Annotated in this window: 22 protein-coding genes and 2 pseudogenes; 11 read left to right on the top strand and 13 right to left on the bottom strand. The window is 65.2% G+C overall.

Annotated features, from left to right (window positions below; all coding sequences use genetic code 11):
* Window positions 1–15: 15 nt before the first annotated feature.
* Entirely contained in the window at window positions 16–1179 is a 1164-nt protein-coding gene (locus ABE464_RS15310; RefSeq protein WP_346472660.1) for a metallophosphoesterase, read from the bottom strand.
* Between the two features lie 191 nt (window positions 1180–1370).
* Here ABE464_RS15310 and ABE464_RS15305 point away from each other — a divergent pair, with 191 nt between their 5' ends.
* Window positions 1371–3038, top strand: a complete 1668-nt coding sequence (locus tag ABE464_RS15305; RefSeq protein ID WP_346472659.1) for a hypothetical protein — start codon at window positions 1371–1373, stop codon at window positions 3036–3038.
* Window positions 3039–3206: 168 nt separating this feature from the next.
* Window positions 3207–5252 (top strand): TonB-dependent receptor, encoded by a 2046-nt coding sequence (locus ABE464_RS15300; protein ID WP_346472658.1) that lies wholly within the window; start codon window positions 3207–3209, stop codon window positions 5250–5252.
* A gap of 13 nt (window positions 5253–5265) precedes the next feature.
* On the opposite strand, the gene ABE464_RS15295 is transcribed toward ABE464_RS15300, so the two are convergent.
* A complete protein-coding gene (locus tag ABE464_RS15295) occupies window positions 5266–6291 on the bottom strand; it encodes an AI-2E family transporter (protein WP_346472657.1) in 1026 nt (341 codons plus the stop codon).
* Window positions 6279–7331 carry a LacI family DNA-binding transcriptional regulator gene (locus tag ABE464_RS15290; protein WP_346472656.1) on the bottom strand — a complete coding sequence of 351 codons (1053 nt, stop codon included), beginning with the start codon at window positions 7329–7331 and terminating at the stop codon, window positions 6279–6281. The genes ABE464_RS15295 and ABE464_RS15290 overlap by 13 nt, the downstream gene beginning before the upstream one ends.
* Before the next feature lie 95 nt (window positions 7332–7426).
* Between ABE464_RS15290 and ABE464_RS15285 the strand changes: the two genes are divergently transcribed.
* Genes ABE464_RS15285 through ABE464_RS15265 form a run of 5 tightly spaced genes read left to right on the top strand, consistent with a single transcriptional unit; the run spans window position 7427 to window position 12061 of the window.
* Window positions 7427–8479, top strand: coding sequence for a sugar phosphate isomerase/epimerase family protein (locus ABE464_RS15285; RefSeq protein WP_346472655.1), 1053 nt, complete (start codon window positions 7427–7429; stop codon window positions 8477–8479).
* Between the two features lie 26 nt (window positions 8480–8505).
* On the top strand, window positions 8506–9723 hold the full coding sequence (locus ABE464_RS15280; protein WP_346472654.1) for a nucleoside permease: 1218 nt from the start codon (window positions 8506–8508) through the stop codon (window positions 9721–9723).
* A 12-nt stretch (window positions 9724–9735) separates the two neighbouring features.
* Entirely contained in the window at window positions 9736–10860 is a 1125-nt protein-coding gene (locus ABE464_RS15275; RefSeq protein WP_346472653.1) for a Gfo/Idh/MocA family oxidoreductase, read from the top strand.
* 19 nt (window positions 10861–10879) lie between these two features.
* Entirely contained in the window at window positions 10880–11746 is an 867-nt protein-coding gene (locus ABE464_RS15270) for a sugar phosphate isomerase/epimerase (RefSeq protein ID WP_346472652.1), read from the top strand.
* Window positions 11747–11764: 18 nt separating this feature from the next.
* Window positions 11765–12061 (top strand): cytochrome c, encoded by a 297-nt coding sequence (locus ABE464_RS15265; RefSeq protein WP_346472651.1) that lies wholly within the window; start codon window positions 11765–11767, stop codon window positions 12059–12061.
* A gap of 30 nt (window positions 12062–12091) precedes the next feature.
* Here the strand turns inward: ABE464_RS15265 and ABE464_RS15260 are convergent, their stop codons facing one another.
* The 6 genes from ABE464_RS15260 to ABE464_RS15235 all read right to left on the bottom strand — a co-directional run bounded on the left by ABE464_RS15260 (window position 12092) and on the right by ABE464_RS15235 (window position 17933).
* Complete coding sequence (locus tag ABE464_RS15260; protein ID WP_346472650.1) at window positions 12092–12865, bottom strand: DUF1080 domain-containing protein; 774 nt, start codon at window positions 12863–12865, stop codon at window positions 12092–12094.
* Window positions 12850–13425, bottom strand: coding sequence for a gluconate 2-dehydrogenase subunit 3 family protein (locus tag ABE464_RS15255; protein ID WP_346472649.1), 576 nt, complete (start codon window positions 13423–13425; stop codon window positions 12850–12852). Before ABE464_RS15255 ends, ABE464_RS15260 begins: the two co-directional genes overlap by 16 nt.
* The gene (locus ABE464_RS15250) at window positions 13425–15110 is read right to left on the bottom strand and encodes a GMC family oxidoreductase (protein WP_346472648.1); all 1686 of its coding nucleotides are present in this window, start codon (window positions 15108–15110) and stop codon (window positions 13425–13427) included. The genes ABE464_RS15255 and ABE464_RS15250 overlap by 1 nt, the downstream gene beginning before the upstream one ends.
* A 26-nt stretch (window positions 15111–15136) precedes the next feature.
* Window positions 15137–16039: a TIM barrel protein gene (locus tag ABE464_RS15245; RefSeq protein WP_346472647.1), complete on the bottom strand. Its 903-nt coding sequence runs from the start codon at window positions 16037–16039 to the stop codon at window positions 15137–15139.
* A gap of 220 nt (window positions 16040–16259) precedes the next feature.
* Window positions 16260–16493, bottom strand: a complete 234-nt coding sequence (locus tag ABE464_RS15240) for a hypothetical protein (protein ID WP_265309439.1) — start codon at window positions 16491–16493, stop codon at window positions 16260–16262.
* Window positions 16494–16970: 477 nt separating this feature from the next.
* Complete coding sequence (locus tag ABE464_RS15235) at window positions 16971–17933, bottom strand: alpha/beta hydrolase (protein ID WP_346472646.1); 963 nt, start codon at window positions 17931–17933, stop codon at window positions 16971–16973.
* Window positions 17934–18019: 86 nt separating this feature from the next.
* On the opposite strand from ABE464_RS15235, the gene ABE464_RS15230 reads away from it, so the two are divergent.
* Both ABE464_RS15230 and ABE464_RS15225 read left to right on the top strand, forming a co-directional pair.
* The gene (locus tag ABE464_RS15230) at window positions 18020–18619 is read left to right on the top strand and encodes a CGNR zinc finger domain-containing protein (RefSeq protein WP_134832126.1); all 600 of its coding nucleotides are present in this window, start codon (window positions 18020–18022) and stop codon (window positions 18617–18619) included.
* Between the two features lie 129 nt (window positions 18620–18748).
* Window positions 18749–18883 (top strand): annotated as a pseudogene (locus ABE464_RS15225) (transposase); the annotation flags it as partial.
* Between the two features lie 395 nt (window positions 18884–19278).
* On the opposite strand, the pseudogene ABE464_RS15220 reads toward ABE464_RS15225, so the two are convergent.
* A pseudogene (locus tag ABE464_RS15220) lies at window positions 19279–19769 on the bottom strand (IS5 family transposase); the annotation flags it as partial.
* A gap of 164 nt (window positions 19770–19933) precedes the next feature.
* Window positions 19934–20395: a VOC family protein gene (locus ABE464_RS15215; RefSeq protein ID WP_134832125.1), complete on the bottom strand. Its 462-nt coding sequence runs from the start codon at window positions 20393–20395 to the stop codon at window positions 19934–19936.
* A gap of 110 nt (window positions 20396–20505) precedes the next feature.
* Between ABE464_RS15215 and ABE464_RS15210 the strand changes: the two genes are divergently transcribed.
* A complete protein-coding gene (locus ABE464_RS15210) occupies window positions 20506–20739 on the top strand; it encodes an SOS response-associated peptidase family protein (protein ID WP_241655230.1) in 234 nt (77 codons plus the stop codon).
* Between the two features lie 243 nt (window positions 20740–20982).
* On the opposite strand, the gene ABE464_RS15205 is transcribed toward ABE464_RS15210, so the two are convergent.
* Window positions 20983–21525: a single-stranded DNA-binding protein gene (locus ABE464_RS15205; protein WP_265309440.1), complete on the bottom strand. Its 543-nt coding sequence runs from the start codon at window positions 21523–21525 to the stop codon at window positions 20983–20985.
* A 312-nt stretch (window positions 21526–21837) separates the two neighbouring features.
* On the opposite strand from ABE464_RS15205, the gene ABE464_RS15200 reads away from it, so the two are divergent.
* A complete protein-coding gene (locus ABE464_RS15200) occupies window positions 21838–22869 on the top strand; it encodes a LacI family DNA-binding transcriptional regulator (protein WP_346472645.1) in 1032 nt (343 codons plus the stop codon).
* A gap of 17 nt (window positions 22870–22886) precedes the next feature.
* Here ABE464_RS15200 and ABE464_RS15195 read toward each other — a convergent pair whose 3' ends face one another.
* Window positions 22887–23213, bottom strand: coding sequence for a hypothetical protein (locus ABE464_RS15195; RefSeq protein ID WP_121043262.1), 327 nt, complete (start codon window positions 23211–23213; stop codon window positions 22887–22889).
* Between the last annotated feature and the right edge of the window lie 69 nt (window positions 23214–23282).

Here is a 23282-nt window from a genome sequence, read left to right as displayed (position 1 = left end):
CGCATCCACACTCCATCAGCGCGGCCGCAGCGTGATGAGGGTGATCTCCGAGGGCACGCCGATCCGTGCGGCAAAGCCGGGCCACAAGCCGGCACCGTTGCTGACATACAAGGTCATGCCATCCACCTCATAGCGGCCGGACACAAAGCCGCCATTGGCGCGCTTGACCAGCTGGTCCATGCCGATGATGTGACCGCCATGAGTGTGGCCGGAGAGCTGCAGCGCCACGCCCTTCGCGGCATTGGCGCGTGCCTCCACCGGGCGATGGTCGAGCAGGATCACCGGCGCCTGCGGATCCGCACCGGCCAGCGCCGCGCCCAGGTCCGGCATGGGCAGGCCATAACGCGCCGCCACCGGATCGGTGACGCCGGCGATGGTCAGGGTGCCGCCTTGGCGCTGCACCTGGGTGTGGCTGTTCTCCAGCACCTGCATGCCCTGCCCACGGAAGGCCTGCATCCAGTCGGCGTACTGCGCGTAGTACTCGTGATTCCCAGTGATGGCGATGACGCCATCGGGCGCGCGCAGTCTGGCCAGCGGCGCGAAGTCGTTGGCGCGGGCGCTGACCGTGCCGTCAATCAGATCGCCGGTGATGACCACCAGGTCAGGATGCAGCGCGTTGCTCTCGGCTACCACCTTCTCCACCCAGGCACCGGTGAGCAGGCGGCTGGCGTGAATATCGGTGAGCTGCAGCACGCGGTAGCCGTCGAATGCGGTGGGCAGCCCGTCGATCGCCACCTCGATCTGGCGCGGCTTGGGCACCGCCATGCCCTGCCAGATGCCATAGGCGGACAGCAGCAGCGCCAGCGTCCCCGCTGCCGGTCGCAGCCACGCCGCCCGTAGTAGCGGCAGCACGCGCTGCGCGCGGACCAGGCGTGCGATCAGCAGCAGCGCATCCAGCGCCAGCACGAATACGGCACTGAGCAGCAACGTGGTGAACCCGGTCGCGAGCACCGCGATCACCGCCTTGGGAATCTCGGGCGAGGCCATGGTCCCGGCGAACTGGGCCACGATCCGGTGGTGCAGCGCCAGCGCCACCACCAGCAAGCCCAGCACGATCCTGACCGGACGCGACACTCGCAGCGGCCAGATCAGCCGCCACACCAGATACAACGCAAGCAAACAGCCGATCACACTCAGCACAGGCAGATCCTGGAAACGTGGGGGAACAAACCCCGCCATCGTTCCTGATTCAGGCCGCGCATTCCAGTGCGGGCGTTCGGGATGATTCAGGCAGAGCGCGGCGGCGATGTGTGCCGCCCCGACGGCTGTGGGAAAATGTCGTCCGTTGTACCCGCCGTTGATACGCTGCACCTGCACGCTGCCCGGTCTTGCGAGTGCACGCCGGCACTCCCAGGACAAGGAATACAAGGATGGCGTCATTGCGCGGCCCGTTGCTGGGCATCTTCTTCATAAGCGGCATCAGCGGTATCAGCGCTGCCGCTGCACCACCCAGCAGACCGGTGGAAGCGGTGTATGTCATCCGCCAGCAGGTCAGCGTGGACGGCAGCGAGATGCCCGCGCTACGCAAGCGCATGTTGAGCGGCGTGACGCTGGAGCCTGGGCGCAGTCTTCGCACACGCCTGCTCTGGTCCGCACCGATCGGCAGCGGCGCTGGCCAAAGCGCGCTGGCGCTGGATCCGGACAATCCCGATGCGCAGGCGCTACTGGAGGTCATGGCCGCCGGCATCGACATGCGTCTGGACGACCAGGGCGGTGTCACCGAGGTGCGTTCAGTGGCGCCACAGGCATGGCAGACACTCACTGCCCGGCAGCCTTACCTCGCGCAGGTGCTGACCTCCTCGGAGCAGTCGCTTGGCCTGCGGCCACGGCGGCTGCCCGCATCGCTTGCAGTAGGCCAGCACATCGTGCAGCACGATGCCACGCAGGGACTTGGCGCGATTGTGTGGCGCATGCAGGTCCGCGCGGTGACGGCCGATGCCGTGGTGCTGGACACCACCGTGGAGGGTGACACCCTGCGCGGCACCGGGCGCCAGGCATTGCGCCGTACCGACGGCATGCCGTTGGAAGCGCGCTTCGAATTCCACGTGGCCGCCGGGAAGAGCGGCACGCCCGCCAGCACGCACCGTCTGCACCTGGCGGACCTTGCCGAGATCGCCACGCTGGACGTGCTCTCGGATGAGGACAGTCCGTCTGTCCATGACGCTACCGACGAAGCCCTGCGACATCCCCCCTTCTCGGCACCATCGCGTGATCCGGCAGATTACGTTGTGGATGCGCAGGTCGATGGCGAACTGGAGCCCTGGATGCTCGATGCGGCCGCACTGCCCGACATCGAAAGCAGCCTGCTGTTCGGGCTCAGGCGTGACGCCCGCGCATCGCGCCCCCTGCTCCGCCTGGGGGGTGAGATGCGCTCGGCGCGCGACATTGCGGGTAACGACGAGACGGCGCCGCCCCGGGTGGTGTCGGTGCGGCTGCGCGGGGTTGAGCTGCTCGACCGTACCGGGCAGGCGCTCCCCCGCCTGCGGGCGGTGCCGGTGCCACACACGTGGATGCTGATGGAGAACTACCAGATCGGCGAGAACGACCTTGAGTTTCCGTTGCGGCTGCCGCTCGATACGCGCGCCGCGGAACTGGACGCGCTCGATACCCTTCGCGCGACAGTCGATGTGGAAACCTACCAGTGGGACGGCAGTGAGGCACTTGCTCAGGGGCAACCGTCGCAACGCAATGCCCACGCGCGGATCGTCTGGACCTCGGCCCAACGCGTCACCCTGTTGCAGGACCTGCCGCCGCCCGCGCAGACCCGCGGTGTCTGGACGACAGCGGTCCCGGTGGATTCGGCCGGCCGCCCGATCGCCGCCGCAACGCAGATCGTGGGGCGCGCCGCTGGCACGGGCACAGTGAAGGGCAGCGAGCGGCCATTGAGCTGGGAGCTGGATCGCCTGCCGCTGCGGCTTGAGATCGCCACGGCCCAGCCGATCGCCGCCCTGAAGCTGCGGCATTACCGTTGGGAGACCGTGTCGCGGCAGTGGGTCTTCCAGAACGCGAGCACGCTGACCGGCGCAGCTCCGCACTGACATCCCACGCTTGTGCCCGCTCGAGCGCAGGCCTTTTCTGCAACTTGGACAGGGGGGATCCGTCGGGCTGCCGCATTCCCCAGCGCGGCCCTCACCGGACGGATGACCGCACCCAATGCAATGTTATATTATTTCTTTTTAACAACACGCCCGGAAAGGCACGACCCGATGAGAACCAAGGCAATGGTGTCCGCCGTATTGGCGACCCTGTGCGCAGGCGAAGCGCGCGCACAGTCCGGCGATGCGGCGATCACACTGGGCAGCGTGCACGTGCGCGAAGGCTCGCACCGCCCCTTGGCCGCCAGCCGTGTGCTGACCTCCGTGGATGTGATGGGCGGCGACCAGGTACACGAGAAGAACGTGTCCAACAGCTGGGAGCTGCTCGGCCAGATGCCGGGTATGCAGCTCACCGAAACCCGCCAGGGCGCGGAATCCGGCAAGGCCACCTTCCGGGCGTTCAATGGCGAGGGTTACCTCAACGGCATCAAGATCCTGATCGACGGCATCCCCAGCAACGTCAACAGCGGCAACCAGCGCTTCATCGACATGGTGTTCCCGCTGGACATCGACTACATCGAGGTCGTGCGCGGTACCAACGACCCGCGCTACGGTCTGCACAACATCGGCGGCAACATCAACCTCGGCACCCGCCAGGGCGGCAACTACACCGATGCGCGGCTCACCTACGGCAGCTACAACACCCGCGAAGCGCAGGTCGCGATTGGTCGTGAAGCGAACGGTCTCGCCCAGAACTACTTCCTGGCCTCGCAGGCTTCCGATGGCTACCGCGACCATGACCGGTCGAAGAAGTACTCCCTCGGCGGCAAGTGGTTCTACAGCGGCGACGATGAGCTGTTCAATATTGGCCTTATCGCACGCGTGTACCACCACGAGGCGGATGAGCCCGGCTTCATGACCGCCGATGAGTTGGCCACCGACCGTCGCGGATCCGCGCTCAAGAATGCCAACGATGTCGACGACCGCGACATGCGCCATCTGAGCACCCATCTGGACCTGCAGCTGAGCGACACCGTGCATGTCAGCAACAATCTGTACTACAACCGCTACGAGGACGATCGGCAGGTGACCTTCACCAGTTACGTTCCCGGCAACGCGCCGCGCCAGCGCCGCCAGTGGGATGAGAAACAGACCGGCCTGGTCAGTACGCTGACCTGGGCGGCCACGCCTGCGCTGACGGTCGAGGGCGGTCTCAACGCCGAGCACCAGGACAACACGTATCGCCGCCTGCGCTACAACCACGCCGTTCCGACCGACTTCTCGACCCCGGCGCGTATCCAGAACGACGACCGTTACACCTTGGACAACCTCGGTGCTTACGTGCAGGCCGTGTATCAGCCCACCTCCGCGTTGAAGATCGTGCCGGCCTACCGCGTGGATCGCTTCTCCGGCAGCACCCGCCTGCCCGGTGGCGTCACCGCCCCGCTGCAGCACTACGGCACGATCGAGCAGCCCAAGCTGAGCGTGGTCTATGCCATCACCCCGGCCCTCAATGTGTATGCCAACTGGGGCCGGACGTTCCAGGTGCTGACCGGTTCCACCGCACCGGCCTACCTCACCGCCGGCCAGGCGACCTTCCGGCCTTCGATCAATACCGGCAAGGAGGTGGGCATCAAGTTCAGCCCGGCCGTCGGCACCGACGCGCGCATCGCGGTGTGGCGCCAGGATGCGACCGATGAAGTCGCCAACATGCCCGCCACCGGCACCTCGGTCGGCCTGGGCCAGACCCGTCGCGAAGGTGTCGATCTGCAGCTCACCGCACGCCTGGGCGACCACTGGACGCTGTGGGGCTCGCACGCCATCCAACAGGCCAAGGTGGTCAGCGCCTTCACTACCGACGGTACCGCCCTGGCCGGCAACGAAGTCATCGCCACACCGCGCTACATCAGCAACATCGGCGTGGACTACCGTACCAACGAGCGCTGGACCTTCGGCCTGCAGGGCCGGATGCAGGGTGACTACTACATTGAAGAGCGCAACACGCAAGGCAAGTTCGGTGCCTTCGCGGTGCTCGATGCCAGCGCGTCGTATCGGCTGTCCGAGCGGCTGAGCGTGGACGTGCAGGTGAAGAACCTGACCGGCCGTGATTACGCGTATGCGTGGTACGACAACTTCTTCTGGGGCGGTGCTGACCAGCCGATGTTCTCACCGGCACCGGGGCGCTCGGCGTATGTGTCGTTGAACCTGAAGCTCTAGGGCGGCCCGGCCCTCAGATCCAGCGCTGATCCAGCAGTTCGCGCTTGATGTAGGCGTAGAACACCGGCGCCGCGACCAGTCCCGGCAGCCCGAACGCAGCTTCCATCACCAGCATCGCCAGCAGCAGTTCCCACGCGCGTGCCTGGATCTCCCCTCCGACGATGCGCGCGTTGAGGAAGTACTCCAGCTTGTGGATCACCACCAGATACAGCAGCGCGACCACGGCCACGTAGAACGACACCGACAACGCAACGATGGTGATGACGGTATTGGAGATGATGTTGCCCACCACCGGCAGCAGGCCGGCGAGGAAAGTGATCAGCACGAGGGTTTTCGCCAGCGGCAGATGCACCCCGAACAGCGGCAGCACGCCCAGCAGGAAGATGGCGGTGAACAGCGTGTTGAGCAGGGAGATCTTCACCTGTGCGAACACCACCTGCCGGAACGCCGTGGCCATGCGGCTGGTGCGGCCGATCAGCTCCTGGGCCAGCGGCCCCATCTTCGGCAAGGGCAGCTCGTCGTAGAGCGCGATCATCGCGCCCAGCACCATGCCGATCAGGATCCGCACGCTGATCTGCACCGCCGAGGTGCCGGCGATGCCGAGCTGCTGGCGGTGGGTTGCCGCCCAGTCGTTCATGGCCGTTCGCAGCGCCTCCAGGTCTTCCGGGATATAGGGCTGCAGCAGATCCGGCACCTGGTGGCGGGAGGTGTTGAGGATGTCCATCAGGCGCATCAGCAGCGCGTCGGGGCCACCGGTCTCGTTGCGGAAGAACGAGGCGATGCCGATCGCTGCCAGGGTCAACGCGCCGATGATCAGGGCTGACAGCACGATCACCGAGTAGGCCCGTGCGCGCCCCGGCGGCAGCTTGCCTTCGACGGTGGAGGCCAGCAGATGGGTCAGGTGGAACACCAACAGGCCGGACAGCAGTGTCACGACCAGCCCGAGTTTGAGCGCCAGCCACATGCCCAGCAGCATCAGCAACCACGCCGCGATGCGGGCAGTGGGCGGTTTGGGCAACGCGGGGATCACTGTGGACATGCGGGCGCATCCTGACGGGTGGCCCATGGTAGTGGATGCAATGCGGGCGCTGCAGTCGAGCCTCGCACCATCAAACTGAAATCCAGCGTCTGCTGAAGCGGCACATCGACACGTTCGATGATGGCGAGCAGCAGATGGACCGCGCGGGCACCGATCTCCCGCATCGGTTGCTGGATCGTCGTCAGCGGAGGCGTGAGATACCGCGAGGATGCCAGGTCGTCGAAGCCGACGACAGACAGACCATCGGGCACACCGATGCCCAGATCCCGACAGGCCGCCAGGACGCCCAGCGCCATCTGGTCGCTGAAGCAGAACACCGCGGTCGGCACCGACGCGCGGGCCAGCAGTTCCATCCCGGCCGCATGGCCGGATTGCACCGAGAAGTCACCCGGGACAATGCTCAGCTGACGCAGGCGACCGCGCGCCTTGCCGGCAGCACGAACCCCTTCAAGCCGTTGCTGGTGCAGGGGATTGTCCGGCGGCCCACCGACCACGGCGATGCGCTCGTGTCCCAGGCCATACAAGTGGTCCATCACGGCGCGCGCGGCGGCCGCGTTGTCGATGTGGACGCTGGGAATACCCAGCGCAGGATCGAACTCGCAGCCGTTGACCACCGGCGCGGCACTGCCCTGCTGCTGGACGATGTCACGTGCCGTAGGCGGGAGGCGATGCCCCAGCACGATCAGACCATCGGCCTCGTTGCGCCGGAGCATCTGCGCATAGCGCTCCTCGCGCTCGGGCAGGTTCTGGGTATCGCCCAGCAGGACGGCATAACCCACGGCCTGCGCCGCGTCCTCGGCGCCCTGCAGGATCTGGGCGAAGAACGGGTTGGCGATGTCCGGCACGGTGACCAGGATCTTGCCGCTGCGCTGGGTCTTGAGGGTTCTGGCCACCGTGTTGGGGACATAGCCCAGCGCGGCGGCCGCCTGCTCGATGCGCGCGCGCGTGGCCGGCAGCACTTTCTCCGGCCGGGACAGCGCCCGCGACACCGTGCCGGCCGAGACGCCGACGTGCTTTGCGATGTCGTAGATGGTGGCCATGAGGTTACTTCTTCCTTCCGCTGTGCAGTGCACAACGGATCTTTCGAATGCCCCTGCTAGGATAATGCAATCGATTGCATGGAGGGCGAATCCTCTTGAAAACGCTCAAGGGTCCAGCACTGTTCCTGGCGCAGTTCATTGGCGACACACCTCCGTTCGATCGGCTGGACACGCTGGCCGGCTGGGCCGCGGGGCTGGGGTATTCTGGCGTACAAGTGCCTACCAGCGCTCCCGCGCTGTTCGATCTGGCCGAAGCTGCGCGCAGCCAGACGTACTGCGACGATGTGGCCGGCATGCTGGAGGCACACGGCCTGCAGATCACTGAGCTGTCCACCCACCTGCAGGGGCAACTGGTTGCCGTCCACCCCGCCTACGACAGCTTGTTCGACGGATTCGCACCGCCGGACAAACGGGGTGATCCCGCGGCCCGCCAGGCCTGGGCGGTGGAGCAGCTGCTGCTGGCCGCCAAGGCCAGCCAGCGCCTGGGCCTGACGGCGCATGCCACGTTCTCCGGCGCGCTGGCCTGGCCCTACTTCTATCCCTGGCCGCAACGCCCGCCCGGGCTGGTGGACGAAGCGTTCGCCGAACTTGGTCGCCGCTGGCGTCCGATCCTGGATGCGTTCGACACCTGCGGCGTGGATCTGTGTTTCGAGATCCATCCGGGTGAGGACCTGCATGACGGCGCGACGTTCGAGCGCTTCCTGGACGTGGTGGGCCATCACCCCCGCGCAAAGATCCTGTACGACCCCAGCCATCTGCTGCTGCAGCAGATGGATTACCTCGGCTTCATCGACCGCTACCACGCGCGCATCGGCATCTTCCACGTCAAGGACGCGGAGTATCACCCCAGCGCGCGCAGTGGCGTGTATGGCGGTTACCAGGACTGGATAGATCGTCCGGGCCGGTTCCGCTCGCTCGGCGATGGGCAGATCGACTTCAAGGCGATCTTCTCGAAATTCGCGCAGTACGACTTTCCCGGATGGGCGGTGCTGGAGTGGGAGTGCTGCCTGAAGCACCCGGAAGACGGCGCGCGCGAAGGGGCCGCCTTCATCCGCGACCACATCATCCGCGTGACCGGGCGCGCCTTCGACGACTTTGCCGACAGCGGCACCGATTCTGGATCACTGCGCCGCATGCTGGGGATCTGAGCCATCACTGCCTGGGAGGGCAAGCCATGACGCACACCATGTCGCGCTTGGGCGCGATGATGTTTCTGCAGTTCTTCATCTGGGGGGCATGGTTCGTCACCCTGGGGACCTACCTGGTGCAGGGGCCGTTGCAGGCCAGCGCGAGCCAGGTCGCGACGGCGTTCCTCAGCCAATCGATCGGCGCCATCGTCGCGCCCTTCCTGGTCGGCCTGATCGCGGATCGCTACTTCGCAGCGCAGCGCATCCTCGCGGTGCTCCACCTCGCTGGCGCGGCGCTGATGTGGCTGGCGTCCACGGCGACGGACTTCAGCACCTTCTCCGTCTATGTCATGGGATACATGCTGCTGTTCATGCCAACGCTGGCACTGGCCAACAGCGTGGCGATGCGGCACATGCAATCGCCCGAGAAACAGTTCCCGTTGGTGCGGGTGGCCGGCAGCGTCGGCTGGATCGTGGCCGGCGTGCTGATCGGCTGGCTGGGCTGGGAACAGGCGCATCGGCTCGAGCTGACGTTCCGGATGGCGGCGATGGCGTCGCTGGCGCTGGGCCTGTATGCGTTCACGCTGCCGCACACGCCGCCGCTGGCGCAACAGCGCGACGCCGGGCTGGGACAGATCCTGGGGCTGGATTCGCTGCGGCTTCTGAAGTCGCGCGCCTACCTGGTGTTCTTCCTGGCCTCCATCGCCATCTGCATCCCGCTGGCGTTCTACTACAACTTCACCAACCCGTACCTCAACGATCTGGGCGTGCGCGGCGCGGCCGGCCTGCAATCGCTGGGCCAGGTCTCCGAAGTGCTGCTGATGCTGGCCATGCCGTTGCTGTTCGTGCGGCTGGGAGTGAAGACGATGCTGGCGGTGGGCATGGCGGCGTGGGTAGTGCGCTATGCGATGTTCGCCTTCGGCGATGCAGGCAGCGGCTTCTCTCTGCTGGTTATCGGCATCGTGCTGCACGGCATCTGCTACGACTTCTTCTTCGTCACCGGCCAGATCTACACCGATGCGCATGCCGGCCCCGCCGCGCGCAGCAGCGCGCAGGGGTTCATCACCCTGGCCACGTACGGCGTGGGCATGTTGATCGGCACGTTCCTGTCCGGCGCGGTGGTGGAGCACTACACCACGGCAGCTGGCCCGGACTGGCAGCAGATCTGGCTGTTCCCGGCGGGCGTCGCGCTGGTCGTGCTGATCGCCTTCCTGTTGCTGTTCCGCGACCGGCCAGTGGTGACGGCCGCACCGTCCACACCTTGAGGACCGCACCCGATGCCAACGCTTGGAATCGCCATCATCGGCACCGGCATGATCGGCGCGGTGCATCGTCGCGCAGCGCTGCTGGCGGGAGCAGATATCCGGGGCGTGGCCGCCTCGTCACCGCAACGCGCACGCGACGTGGCGCAGGCATGGAATGTCCCGCGCGCCTATCGTGACATCGAAGAGGTGGTCACCGATCCGCAGGTACAGGTGGTGCACGTCTGCACGCCCAACCATCTGCACCGCGCCATGGCGCAGGCGGCGCTGGAAGCCGGCAAGCATGTGGTCTGCGAGAAACCGCTGGCCACCACACGGGAGGACGCCCAGGCGCTGGCCGCCTTGGCCGCCTCGACCGGGCTGGTCGCCACGGTGCCGTTCGTCTACCGCTACCACCCGGTGGTGCGTGAGGCGCGCGCACGCATCGCGCAGGGCGAGCTGGGCCCGCTGCACCTGATCCACGGCAGCTACCTGCAGGACTGGCTGCTGGACCCGGCCAGCAACAACTGGCGCGTGGACCCGGCATTGGGCGGCGCATCGCGCGTGTTCGCCGACATCGGCTCGCACTGGTGCGACCTGGTGGAATGGGTCACTGGCGAGCGCTTCGTCGACGTCAGTGCGGCGTTCGCCACCGTGCTCGCCGAGCGCGGCGCCCTCACCGGCCAGAGCTTCACCACGCCGGCGGCGGGTGGCGCGATGCAGGCCGTATCCAGCGAAGATGTGGCTGCGGCGATGTTCAAGACCGGCGCAGGCACGCTGGCGTCATTGACGGTCAGCCAGGTGTCGGCCGGACGCCACAATCGCCTCTGGTTCGAGATCGACGGCGCCCGGGCCAGCGTGGCGTTCAACCAGGAGGACGCCGAACGGCTGTGGATCGGCCGGCCCGACCAGCGCGAGGAAACCTTCGTGCGTGGGCCGGGTGCCGGCAGTGCCGAACAACGGCGGCTGTCGGTGCTGCCGCCCGGCCATGCGCAGGGCTACGGCCACTGCTTCGAGGCGTTCGTCGCCGACACCTATCACGCCATCGACGGCGAGCGGCCGCAGGGTCTGCCCACCTTCGAGGACGGCCTGCGTTCGGCGTTGATCGTCGACCGCGTGATTGCATCGGCCAGGTCACGCGCCTGGACCACCATCGGTTGAATCCCGGGAGGATGTGTTGATGAACATCGCTACGCGCAGGTCCACTACCCTCGCACTGCTGCTGCTCGTTGCCCTGCCCGCCTTCGCAGGCGACCCCGCCGGTTCACAGCCGCCCATCGCAGTGCAGATGTACACGCTGCGCGACGCCGGCACGCTCGACCAGCAGTTGAAGATCGTTCATGACGCGGGCGTCGGCGCGGTGGAGACCGTCGGTACCCAGAACGTCAGCGCCGCCGAACTCAAGCAACTGCTGGAGCGCTACTCGATCAAGGTCATTTCCTCCCACGTGCAACTGGCCGATCTACGCAGCGACCTGGACGGGGTGGTGGCCTTCAACCGCTCGATAGGTAACACCACCCTGGTGGTGCCGTACCTGGACAAAAAAGATCGGCCGACCGATGCCGCAGGCTGGACTGCACTGGGCCAGGAACTGGGCCGCATCGCGGTGCTGGCAAAAGCCCAGGGGATGCGCCTGGCGTACCACAACCATGACTTCGAGCTGATCGACGTCAACGGCAAAACCGGCCTGGAACTGCTGTTCGCTGCAGCTGGGCCCGACCTGCAGACCGAACTGGACCTGGCCTGGGTGGCCCGTGCGGGCCACGACCCGGTGGTGATGCTGGGCAAATTCCGTGGCCACGTGTTCGCGGTACACGCCAAGGACAACGCACCCAGAGGCCAGGCCGACGACGAGGGCGGCTTCGCCGCCGTTGGCCAGGGCGTGCTGGACTGGAACGCGATCCTGCATGCCGCCGCGGCGGCAGGCGTGCAGTGGTACATCGTCGAGCACGACCACCCCCGTGATCCGGCCAAGGTCATCAAGACGGGCACGGACTACCTGCGTCAGCGACTCACCACCACGCTGCCCGCCAGCGCCCCGCGCTAACCCGCCAAGGAGCCTCTCGTGAACAAGATCCTGATACTGGCCCTGACGCTCTGCGGCACGGTGCTGCCCCCCGCAGCGTGGTCCAAGGACGACCCGGCCGCTGGCGCCCAACTCTATGCCGTGCACTGCACGGCCTGCCACGGCGCGAATCGGGCCGGTATTCCCCCGACGTTCCCCGCACTCACCGATGTCGCCAAGCGGTTGCAGCCGGCGCAGATCAAGGAAAAGATCAGCAAGGGCGGCGGCTTGATGCCGCCGTTTTCCCAGCTGTCGCCACAGGAAATCGACAATCTCGCCAGTTACCTGGCGAAATAAGCGGCCGGCGACCACGCCGGCCGTGTGCCCCTACAGCTCCCGCACCCAGATATTGCGGTAGCTGACCGTTGAATCGTGTTCCTGCAGGTACAGCGGCGCACACCCATGCGGCGAATACGAGGGCGCGCCGATGTACTCGGTCTTGCCCGCCAGCACGGTGTCGTCCTGCACCAGAACGCCGTTGTGCAGCACGGTGATGCGCGCCGGTGAAGTGAGCCCGCCCCCCGGCGAGAAGCGCGGCGCCTTCCAGAGGATGTCGTAGGCCTGCCACTCACCCGGCGCGCGCGCGGCGTTCACCAGTGGCATGGCCTGCTTGTAGATCGATCCGGCCTGGCCGTTGGCATAGGTCGGGTTGTTGTAACTGTCGAGCACCTGCAGCTCGTAGCGTTCCTGCAGGAAGACGCCACTGTTGCCGCGGTCCTGGCCCTCGAAGCCCTTGGTCTCGACAGGCGTGCGCCACTCGACATGCAGCTGGATGTCGCAGAAGTGCTGCCTGGTGCGGATGCCCTTGCTGCCCGGAACCACCGTCAGTGCGCCATCGGCGACGCGCCAGGGCACGCGCCCGCCCTGCTCCGACTCCCAGGCGGAAACATCGTTGCCATTGAACAGCACGATCGCGTCGGAGGGTGCCTTTCCTGGGGGCGTGGCCACGCTCGCGGGCACCGGCGTCCAGACCTCGGTCTTCTTCGGATCGCGCGCAGGGTCGGCACCGGCCTGCGCGAGCGCAGGTATGGCAACCAGCACTGCAGCGGCGATCAGCCCGGGCGTGATCATTCTGTTGCGCTCCATCAGCTGGTCCCCCATGCAGGCGTGCCAGGAACATAGGCCAGGTCGCCATCGTAGCGCCCCGGCACCGCGACGTACTGCAGCACCTCGGTCGCGCCCACCTTCGAAGTGAAGAAACCGAAGATGGCCAGCTGCTTGAACATCGTGAAGTAATGCGGCATCGCTTCGCCTTCCTCGGCCGTGCCGGTCTCGGTCACCTCGACCGCGTGCTTCCTGGCCTCTGCATCCAGCGCGCGCAGCAGCTCGGCGCGGGCCTGCGGTGCGAGCGAATCAAAGCGGCCGCCGGCGCGTTTGTTGATGTCGACCAGCCCGGCACGGAACGTCGCCTGCTGCCGGGCGGTGTAGCAGTCGCTGACGAACGTCGCCATGAACAAGCCGGCGCCTGCGTCTTTCGCCCCCGGCGTCTTCGTCCGCGGCAGGATGGTCTCGGCAATCTCATCCAGCGTGCCGACATCCGCGTCGGAGAAGCGCGACTTCGCCCCTGCGGCAGGAGCCTGTGCCTGACCGAGTGCGGGCAGACCGATCATGGCCGCACCGGTGGCGGCGACGATCATCTTCAGCAGTTCGCGGCGGTCCATCAGAGATTCCCCGCTTTCAGTTCGCGCACGGCATGGTCGGCAGCGCGTGCCGTCAGCGCCATGTAGGTCAATGAAGGATTCACGCACGCGCTGGAGGTCATGCACGCCCCGTCGGTCACATAGACGTTGGGCGCATCCCAGACCTGGTTGTGCTGGTTCAGCACGGAGGTGCTGCGGTCACGGCCCATGCGCGCAGTCCCCATTTCGTGGATGCCCTTGCCCGGGGCGTAGTCATTGTCATGCATCTCCACGTCCTTGACGCCGGCGGCCTCGAGCATCTCGGCGGCATCGGCGGCCATGTCCTTGCGCATGGCCAGTTCGTTGGCGCGCATGGAGACATCCATCGCCAGCACCGGCAGTCCCCACTTGTCCTTGCGGTCGCTGTCCAGGCGGATCGTGTTGTCGTGGTGCGGCAGCATCTCGCCGAAGCCCGTCATGCCGATGCGCCAGTCACCGGGCACGGTCAGCGCCTCTTTCAGGTCGGCACCGATATTCAGCTCGGCGATCTCGCGCGACCATCCCATGCGGCTGGCACCGCCCTGGTAGCCGAAGCCACGCAGGTAGCGGCGCTTGTCCGCAGCCACGTTGCGGAAGCGGGGAATGTAGAAGCCGCAGGGACGACGGCCGAAGTAGTACTTGTCTTCATACCCTTCGACCCGGCCGGAGGCGCCCGCACCGAAATGATGGTCCATCACGTTGTGGCCAAGCTCGCCCGACGATGCGCCCAGCCCGCCCTCCCACACATCGGTAGCCGAGTTCATCAGCAGCCAGGTCGAGTTGAAGGAGGACGCGTTGAGGAAGATGACCTTGGCCGTGTACTCATAGGTCTGCCCCGTCTCGGCATCGATGACCTCCACCCCGCGCGCACGCTTGCGGTCCTTGTCGTAGAGCACTTCCTTGACGATCGAGAACGGCCGCAACGTCAGGTTGCCGGTTTTCATGGCCGCCGGCAGCGTCGCCGCCTGTGTCGAGAAATACGCGCCGAAGGGACAGCCGAGGATGCACTTGTTGCGGTACTGGCAGTTGACCCGACCCTGCTCGGGCAATGGCTGGGTGATGTTGGCAGTGCGCGAGTGGATCATGTGCCGCGTTCCGCCGAAGGCCTTCCTGATCCGCGCGGCCACGTCCTTCTCGACGATATTGAGCGGGATCGGCGGCAGGAACTGGCCGTCCGGCAGCACGTCCAGCCCTTCGCGGGTGCCGGCGATGCCGGCGAACTTCTCCACATGGTCGTACCAGGGTGCGATGTCGGCGTACCGGATCGGCCAGTCGGTGGCGAGGCCGTCCTTGAGGTTCGCCTCAAAATCCAGGTCGGAGAAGCGATAGCTCTGCCGGCCCCACATGAGCGAACGCCCGCCGACGTGGTAGCCGCGGAACCAGTCGAAGCGTTTGGTCTCGATGTAGGGCGATTCCTGTTCGTCGGCCCACATGCCCTGGAGGTTCTCGGCCAGCGCGTAGTCGCGCATCAGCACCGGAAAAGCGGCCTTCATCGCCTGGGTTGGCCGGTTGCGGTGCGGGAAGTCCCACGGCTCCTTCATCGCATTGACGTAGTCCTTCACGTGCTCGATGTTGCGGCCACGTTCCAGCATCAGCACCTTGAGGCCCTTCTCGGTCAGTTCCTTCGCCGCCCAACCGCCACTGATTCCCGAGCCAACGACGATCGCGTCGTAATGATTGTCTGCCATGGATTTCTCACCTGGTGGATATCGTTTCAGACGTCGCAGAGGCCGATGGCCTCGCGCAGCGAGCCGACGGGATCTGGTGCCGCAGGCATGAATTCCTGCGCCAGATACCCATCGAAACCGGTGTCGCGGATCGCGCGACAGATGGCGGGGTAGTTGAGTTCCTGCTGGTCTCCGATCTCGTGTCGGCCAGGCACCCCCGCGGTGTGGTAATGCTTGAAGCAGTCGTGATGCCTGCCAATGGTGGCGATGATGTCGCCCTCCATGATCTGCATGTGATAGATGTCGTAGAGCAGGCCGAAGTGGTCCGAGCCGAGCCGCTGGCACAGCGCCACGCCCCAGGCGGAGGTGTCACAGAGGTAGTCGGGGTGATCGACCCTGGAGTTCAGCAGTTCCATCACCAACACGACGTTGCGTTTCTCGGCGTGCCGGAGGATGCGCTTGAGCCCCGCTTCGGCATGGGCCAGGCCTTCCTCGGGGTCCATGCCGTTGCGATTGCCGGAGAAGCAGATGAGGTTGCGGTAGCCGGCATCGGCGACCAGATCGATGTGCTGCGTGTAGCGCTCGACCAATTGGTCGTGGAACTCGCGGCCGGCAAAGCCCTTGGTCAAGCCCAGCTCCGCACCGTTGCACATCGAGCTGTCCACGCCATGGGCCTTCAGCGTGGGCCAGTCTTCCGGGCCGACCAGATCGATGGCGGCGAACCCGATGTCTTTCACCGTTCTGCACAGTTGCGCAACCGACTGCTGCGGAAAGGTCCAGCGGGCGACGGAGTGCTTCAGGTTGCCCTTGAGCGGCGCGGCCGCGGCAAACGCCGGTAGCACGCCCGCAGCACCCAGCCCAAGGCTCGCGGCGGCCGCCAGGCGCAGTGCATCGCGCCGCGTGAGCCCCGGTGCCGATGCCGGCGCCGGTCTGATCGAATGGATGGACATCCGTCTTCCGGCCTCCCAACCGGTATCAAACGCTGACGATCCGCTGCAATGCAATCGATTGCACCATAGAGGAGGACATCATTTTTTTGCAAGACGCGGTGCACGAAAACGCATGCTGCAGGGCACCACGCGCGTGATGGCTGTCGCCCGCAGGCACCCGCTCATCGCCGGCGATGCATCGCTTGCCGCAGCTGCTCGCGCGCCTCCGGGTCGGCGTCGATCATGCGGCGCAACGAGTGATAGACGTACGCGCGGCAGAGTCCGGCCAGGCGACCAGCAGGTAGACCGCGCCGGCGATCAGCCACGCATTCGGTGCCTGCTTCATCAGGCCGGTGTAACCGCCGGTCGCGGCCACTGCCAGGATGACCAGCAGGACCCAGCGGAACCAGCGCCAGAACCGCATTCCCCACTCGACGTTGAGCACATGCTTGAGTTCCTGGTCCGTCAGCAGCATGCCGTCACTCCTTCCTTGAGTCGAGACCCATCGTGCACGACCAAGAGCAGAAGACCGGCGCCAGACCAGCGGAAATAGAGCTTCCCGCGCAAAAAAGAAAAACCCCAGCAAGCACAGTGGCTTACTGGGGTTTCATTTACATCCGTAAAAATCAGAAATCAGAACGGTTGTGCCTACCAAAAAGGTAAACAACTGCCACATGCGCTGGCATGCAATGCATCCAGCGTACTACTGCCTCGCGAGTGTCAACAACTTCGCGTACCAGATAAACGTGTTGGCATCCTTGCCCCCTATCCACTGGAAGCCAGATCGCACCCTTCCCTTCTGCTGGCATACGACCCAACGGGACGCGTTCGACGCCACCTTGTGAACTCTGAACGGGACGGTCGGATTGACTCAATCATCTGGATCGTCGTGCAGCGGCCGGAACGTTTTGGGATCGCTGGGGATTCTGCCTGCCGACGCGTTTCCTGTTGTTCAACGACTCGACTGCGCTCCGCTTCGGTGCGCGCCAACCTTCCGATCCAGAAACTCCCGGATCACCGGAATGATCTCGTCCGCATGCGTCTCCAGCGCGAAGTGCCCGGTATCGAAAAAGTGGATTTCGGCATCGGGAATGTCGCGCTTCCACGCCTCCGCACCGGCGGGCAGGAAGTACGGATCGTTTCGCCCCCACACGGCAAGCAGCGGCGGTTGATGCGTCCGGAAGTAGGCCTGGAAGGCGGGGTATAGCCGCACATTGGAGGCGTAGTCCAGCAGCAGGTCCAGCTGGATATCCGCGTTGCCGGGCCTGGATACATGCAGCCCCTCAAGGGTGTAGCCATCCGGCGCCACCAGGCTGGGGTCGCGCACGCCTTCCAGATACTGCCATTTGATCGCAGCGGCCGTGGGGAACTCGGCCAGGGCAGCGCGGTTCTGCGCACTGGGATCGTTCCAGTAGGCGCGGATCGGATCCCACCCCTTCGCCAGGCCGTCCTCGTAAGCGTTGCCGTTCTGCGAGATCAGGGCGGTGATCCGCTCTGGATGCGCGCTGGCGAGACGCCATCCCACCGGGGCGCCGTAGTCGTGCACCACCAGCGCGTAGCGCTCCAGCTTCAACCGCTCGGTGAAGCGCTGCAGGGTCGCGGCCAGGGTGTCGAAGGTGTAGTCATACGCGCCACGCGCAGGTGCCTCGGTGTAACCGAAGGAGGGCAGGTCCGGGGCGATGACGTGGTATCTGTCCGACAGCGCCTCGATGACGTCCCGGTACATGTACGACGACGCCGCGAACCCATGCAGCAGGAGCACGGTGGGGCCCGAACGGGGGCCGGCCTCCCGATAGAACACCTTGACCTCGCCCACCTGTTCGTAGCGGTACTGGACCTGGGCGTGCGCGGTGGCGGTGGCGGCGAGCAGGGCAGCCGTCGCGCCGAATCGGGCGAGCGTATTCGAAGTAGTCATGAGCGTTTTATGTAACCACATTGGAGTTGATTTGAAGGTTACGTGCGGCGGTGGTAACCTGTCAACAACATTTACAGGGGTTACGCATGATCGACTCAGCTCCATCCCCCGCATTGTTCGTGGCCAATGATCTGGCGCTCGACTTCATCAACTCGGCCTACGGCCCCAGTACGGCCCCGGTGGACGTGCTTCAGGGCGACCAGGCGGCAATCGACTGGCTGGCCGCGGCGGGCGTCCTGGACGCAGGCGCGGTCCCCATCCCGAACGGCGTGGCGGAGCTGGCCGCCGCCTTGCGCGACGAAGCACGCGAACTGCTGACGGCTGCACGGGCAGGGCGCCCGTTCCAGGCACCGATAGTGAACAAGGTGCTGGAGGCTGGCCGACCGATCGTTCAACTGCAGTCGTCCACTGACGGTGCAGGCCCTTGCGTGGTCGAACGCCGCCGCGATGACAGCGCAGAAAGCCTGCTGGAGCCCATCGCAGTGGCGCTGAGCCGGCTCCTCGCCGGTGGCGACCTGCAGCACGTACGCGAGTGTGAAGCGCATGACTGCACACTGCTGTTCCATGACACGACCAAGTCGCGAAAGCGCCGTTGGTGCAGCATGGCGCTCTGCGGGAACCGGATGAAAGTGGCGGCGTTCCGGTCTCGCAAACTGAATCCCCCCGGGTTCGGTGGAGGCAAGTAGGGTTACGTCAGGCCGCCACCGCGGCGGCTTGACTGGCTAGTTGCCGATAGTAGTTTGCCTCAGCTTCGGCAGGCGGGATCGACGTCCCCCCGAGATTGAGTAGCGAAGCGGTTTGGAGTCCAATTCTCAATGACAAGGAGATTGGACGTGAAGAAGCGCTTTTCCGAAGAGCAGATCATCGGCTTCCTACGCGAAGCTGAGGCCGGCATGCCCATCAAGGACCTCTGCCGCCAGCATGGCTTTAGCGAGGCCTCGTACTACCTGTAGCGCAGCAAGTTCGGCGGCATGAGCGTGCCCGACGCCAAGCGGCTCAAGGACCTAGATACGCTGCAACGGCCTCGTCAGGATGAACCAAACAAAGTGGCCCCTGTGCATTTGAGAAGGTCTCAATGCCAATGTCGTCTCGCCGGCGGCGCTTGACCTGCGCCAAGTTCCCGTCAGCTGTGCACAGCCAGAGGAACTCGAGCAAAGCTCTCGCGTGAACAAAGCCAGCCTCGATCATAGGATTGGCGATGGTGGCGACATTTCCTCTAAGGATGCTCTGAGCAGATCACCCGCGATGTTGGATTCATGAGCCGAACGCGTCCCGCGCCCACCTGCTGCGGTTTATTTCGCTGGAAATAGGGTTTTGAGGCCCCGTTGGGCGCCTCCAGACGGATTTATCCTTGGGCCGGCACGAACTGCCAGCGGGTCATCCACAGATTGGACAGCGCAAACAGGGTCAGCACCTCCGAGCTGTTCTTTGCCAGCCCGCGATAGCGCACCTTGGTGTAACCAAACTGGCGCTTGATCACCCGGAAGGAGTGTCCACCTTCGCGCGCATGCTGGCTTTGCAACGCTCCCAGCGCTCGTGCTGCCGACGGTCGCGCGCGTTCTTGATCGCCTTCACTTTGCCCCGCTTCCTGGCGGTTAAGAACGCCGCCTTGGCGTCCTGTAGCTCTGGCCGCGAGTCCGCCCCGGTATAGCCACTGTCGCCCAGCACGCAATCCTCGTTACCGTGCAGAAGTTCGTGCGTGACTGTGACATCGCCTACATTGGCAGCGATGCATGTCACATGGTGCACAAGGCCCGAAAACTGATCCACACCGATGTGCGCCTTCATGCCGAAGTACCACTGATTGCCCTTCCTGGTCTGGTGCATTTCCGGATCAGGCCTTCGGCACCACCGAATGTCAGCTGCATGGAGGGTCCTTCAACGTGGTCTGATGGACCTCAAGCTTGCCGGCCAGCGGCCGGCACTACCATCGGATTTCGCGCAGATTTGTTCAGACCATCCCTAGCAGTGATGCCAGTTCACTTTCCTCTGCACGCCCATCACCTGCTTGGCGGCTGCATGAACTCGATTGTGATGTGATCGGGGCCGGAGACGTAGGCCGCTAGTGTCCCCTTGCGTGGACCGCCTGGAATTGGTTGTGGACTGCCCTTCGCCTTCCATCCCGCAGCCTCTACACGGGCGATGGCGGAGTGAATATCCTCCACGGTCAAAGCCAGGTGTGCAGCTCCGATCGCGCCGGCACTCTCCGGCGCGGCTCCATGCTGGCGACCTCCAGAGTACTGCAGCAGCTCAACCATGAACCCATTCGGCGCCAAGACGATTGCCGTGCGCACGTTCGGATCATCAACGCCTGTAACCTGATACAGGAAATCGCCACCCATCTCCGATTGGCGTTGCAGCTCGAAACCCAGTGCCTGGGTCCAAAAGTGGATGGATTCGTCCAAGGAGGAAACCGTAAAGCCGGCGTGATCAACGCCAACGAGGTGCGTCGTCTTAGTCATGGCTGCATGATCATAGGGGCCGACTCGGCATGTAGGCCGTCTTTGGGGTTACGGCGAGATAGTTGGTTTCATCAGGAAATCTAGGTGGCGCGGCTTGTTCGGTCAAGTGAATGCGCAAAGGCGGCCTCGGCACCTTCACCATCATCACCGGCGACAGCAGCGGCGTGTCAGCCGATATCCACGACCGGATGCCGGCGTGGCTGCAGCCTGGCCAGGTCGACGACTGGATGGCCGCCGAGCCCGACGACGCCGTGGCGATTCTGCTGGCCAGCGAGCCCCCCACTTCAATCGCACGCAGCACGTTGCTGATCGTGTTAGTTGAAAGATTCCTACCCCGAACCTGAGTAAGCGCAAACACGGTGGGGCGAAAGAGCGGGCACCCATGCTCATCCAGCAGTACCGGAAAGCGTCGCCAGAGGCGAACAAGACGATCCGAACGCGAAATGCCGGCCTCATCGTTTACATCCTCTACTAGTAGAAGATTGGCCTCAGACTAGCAGGATGCAGAAATCCATGCGTAAACAAGAAAACCCCAGTAAGTACAATGACTTACTGGGGCTTTTTTTGTATGAAGGAAGTGCTAAAAATTAGAACGGGATGTCGTCATCGGCGAAGTCGTCCATCGGCGGCGCCGACTGCTGCGGCGCCTGCTGCTGCGGGCGCTGCTGACCGTAGCCACCGCCGCCGCCGCGCTGACCACCACCGCCACCACCACCACCACCGCCGTACTCCTGGCGCGGGGCCTGCTGGCGCTGCGGACGTTCGCCGCCGCCACCGCCACCGCCACCGCCGCCTTCACGGCCGCCGAGCATCTGCATCTCATCGGCGATGATGTCGGTGGAGTACTTCTCCACGCCATCCTGACCGGTGTACTTGTCGTAACGCAGGCTGCCTTCGACGTAGACCGAGCTGCCCTTGCGCAGGTATTCACCGGCGATTTCGCCGAGCTTGCCGAAGAACACCACGCGGTGCCATTCAGTACGCTCCTGCTGGTTGCCATCCTTGTCCTTGCGGACGCTGGTGGTGGCCAGGCTGATGCGGGTGATCGCCATACCGCCCTGGGTGTACTTCACGTCCGGGTCGTTGCCGAGGTTGCCGACCAGGATGACTTTATTGATGCCGCGCGCCATAGGGTTGCTCTTCCGTTGTCCGAGGGCAGGCCCCAGTCATATCACAGCCCCGAGCGGGGTGCAGATCTGCCGGGCCGCCCTTGGGAAAATTGGGGGGATCCAGATTGCACCATCTTATCATCGCCGCCGTCCCCGACCCTGTCGGAATTCCGGCCGGAAACGACCGGAAACCTGCTCGAGCCATATGCCGCAACGGTGACGGCGGTTCCGTCCAAGGGCTGCAGGCCACTGGCCGCCCGCCCAGCGCCCGACCCGGCCCCGCCCCGGCGGCGCATGGCATGATGTCCCTTCACTGCCTCACCCCCTGTTGAAATGACCATCCGCGGCAAAGCCACCTCCCTCGATATCGCCCACCTGGCCGGCGTCTCCCAGCCCACGGTGTCGCGGGCGCTGCGCGGCAGCCCGATGGTCAACGCCGAGACCCGGGAGCGGATCCTGGCCATTGCCCGGGAGCTGAACTACAAGGTCGACAAGAACGCCTCCAGCCTGCGCCTGCGCAATGCCGGCACGCTGGCCCTGCTGTTCTTCGAAGACCCCACCAATGACGACTCGCTGATCAACCCGTTCTTCCACGCCATGCTCGGCTCGATCACCCGCGCCTGCGCGCTGCGCGGTTACGACCTGCTGGTCTCCTTCCAGCAGCTCTCCACCGACTGGCAGGCCGATTACGAGGACAGCAACAAGGCCGACGGCATCATCCTGCTGGGCTATGGCGACTACCACGAGTCGCGCGAGCGGCTGCAGCGGCTGGTCGAACAAGGCACCCACTTCGTGCGCTGGGGCGCTTCCCTGCCCGACCAGCCCGGCGTCTCGATCGGCAGCGACAATTTCCAGGGCGGCTTCGACATCACTGCGCACCTGCTCGACCAGGGCTGCCGCCGGATCGCCTTCGTCGGCCATGCCTCCAGCCACTATCCCGAGTTCGAACAGCGCTACCGCGGCCACGTCGAGGCGATGCAGGCGCGTGGCCTCACCGCCGAGCCGTCCCTGCAGCACGATGCGATCACCACCGAGCAGTCCGGTTTCGATGCCTGCCAGGCGCTGCTGGCGCGCGGCGAGCGCATTGACGGGCTGTGCGCGGCCAGCGACCTGATCGCGATCGGTGCGATGCGCGCCCTGCGCGAGCATGGCCTGCGCGTGCCCGAGGACGTGGCGGTCACTGGCTTCGATGACATCCCGCTGGCCGCCTCTGTCTCTCCGCCGCTGTCCACCGTGCAGCAGGACACCAAGCAGGCCGGGCACCTGCTGGTGGAAAAGCTGCTGGCACTGATCGAGGGTCAGCCGGTGGAAGGCCAGAGCATCGCGGTGAAACAGGTGCTGCGGGACTCCTCGCTGCGCGGCTGAGCGACGCGCGCGCGGCCTTACTTCAGGCGACGATCCAGCACGAAGTACACCACGTTGCCCAGCCCGGTCGCACCGAGCAGCAGGGCGATCGCGCCAGGCGTGACCCGGTCGATACCGAGCAGATCGACCAGGCCGAATGCCAGCGCCAGGGTCAGCAACACGCAGCCCCAATGCAGCGAGGCCAGCCGCCGCTTGGTGGTATCGCCGGCCAGCAGCGAGCGCACCAGCTCTTCCGAGCCACGGGCTTCAACGATCCGACGGCGCGTGTGGCCATCGACCACGCTCTTGATGGCATACACGATGCCGAGAATCAGGACGACAGGCAGAATCAGGTTGTAATCCATGGTGCGTTCGTTCCGTTGAGGGGCTTGTCCACTGAGATACGGCCAGGGCGGGATCGGTTGCACGGCGCC

The sequence above is a fragment of the Stenotrophomonas sp. TWI587 genome (assembly GCF_039674145.1).
GTDB classification, from domain to species: Bacteria; Pseudomonadota; Gammaproteobacteria; order Xanthomonadales; family Xanthomonadaceae; genus Stenotrophomonas; species Stenotrophomonas maltophilia_AY.
This window is presented reverse-complemented; position numbering and strand designations above follow the sequence as displayed.

What these genes read in the sequence shown, in the direction of transcription:
- ABE464_RS15230 (WP_134832126.1), top strand. Translation starts at nt 18,020, where the DNA reads ATGATCGACTCAGCTCCATCCCCCGCATTGTTCGTGGCCAATGATCTG.
- ABE464_RS15260 (WP_346472650.1), bottom strand. Translation starts at nt 12,865, where the DNA reads ATGGGGGACCAGCTGATGGAGCGCAACAGAATGATCACGCCCGGGCTG.
- ABE464_RS15290 (WP_346472656.1), bottom strand. Translation starts at nt 7,331, where the DNA reads ATGGCCACCATCTACGACATCGCAAAGCACGTCGGCGTCTCGGCCGGC.
- ABE464_RS15195 (WP_121043262.1), bottom strand. Translation starts at nt 23,213, where the DNA reads ATGGATTACAACCTGATTCTGCCTGTCGTCCTGATTCTCGGCATCGTG.
- ABE464_RS15205 (WP_265309440.1), bottom strand. Translation starts at nt 21,525, where the DNA reads ATGGCGCGCGGCATCAATAAAGTCATCCTGGTCGGCAACCTCGGCAAC.
- ABE464_RS15255 (WP_346472649.1), bottom strand. Translation starts at nt 13,425, where the DNA reads ATGGACCGCCGCGAACTGCTGAAGATGATCGTCGCCGCCACCGGTGCG.
- ABE464_RS15215 (WP_134832125.1), bottom strand. Translation starts at nt 20,395, where the DNA reads ATGACTAAGACGACGCACCTCGTTGGCGTTGATCACGCCGGCTTTACG.
- ABE464_RS15305 (WP_346472659.1), top strand. Translation starts at nt 1,371, where the DNA reads ATGGCGTCATTGCGCGGCCCGTTGCTGGGCATCTTCTTCATAAGCGGC.
- ABE464_RS15245 (WP_346472647.1), bottom strand. Translation starts at nt 16,039, where the DNA reads ATGTCCATCCATTCGATCAGACCGGCGCCGGCATCGGCACCGGGGCTC.
- ABE464_RS15270 (WP_346472652.1), top strand. Translation starts at nt 10,880, where the DNA reads ATGAACATCGCTACGCGCAGGTCCACTACCCTCGCACTGCTGCTGCTC.
- ABE464_RS15240 (WP_265309439.1), bottom strand. Translation starts at nt 16,493, where the DNA reads ATGCTGCTGACGGACCAGGAACTCAAGCATGTGCTCAACGTCGAGTGG.
- ABE464_RS15300 (WP_346472658.1), top strand. Translation starts at nt 3,207, where the DNA reads ATGAGAACCAAGGCAATGGTGTCCGCCGTATTGGCGACCCTGTGCGCA.
- ABE464_RS15310 (WP_346472660.1), bottom strand. Translation starts at nt 1,179, where the DNA reads ATGGCGGGGTTTGTTCCCCCACGTTTCCAGGATCTGCCTGTGCTGAGT.
- ABE464_RS15280 (WP_346472654.1), top strand. Translation starts at nt 8,506, where the DNA reads ATGACGCACACCATGTCGCGCTTGGGCGCGATGATGTTTCTGCAGTTC.
- ABE464_RS15200 (WP_346472645.1), top strand. Translation starts at nt 21,838, where the DNA reads ATGACCATCCGCGGCAAAGCCACCTCCCTCGATATCGCCCACCTGGCC.
- ABE464_RS15295 (WP_346472657.1), bottom strand. Translation starts at nt 6,291, where the DNA reads ATGTCCACAGTGATCCCCGCGTTGCCCAAACCGCCCACTGCCCGCATC.
- ABE464_RS15235 (WP_346472646.1), bottom strand. Translation starts at nt 17,933, where the DNA reads ATGACTACTTCGAATACGCTCGCCCGATTCGGCGCGACGGCTGCCCTG.
- ABE464_RS15210 (WP_241655230.1), top strand. Translation starts at nt 20,506, where the DNA reads ATGCGCAAAGGCGGCCTCGGCACCTTCACCATCATCACCGGCGACAGC.
- ABE464_RS15275 (WP_346472653.1), top strand. Translation starts at nt 9,736, where the DNA reads ATGCCAACGCTTGGAATCGCCATCATCGGCACCGGCATGATCGGCGCG.
- ABE464_RS15250 (WP_346472648.1), bottom strand. Translation starts at nt 15,110, where the DNA reads ATGGCAGACAATCATTACGACGCGATCGTCGTTGGCTCGGGAATCAGT.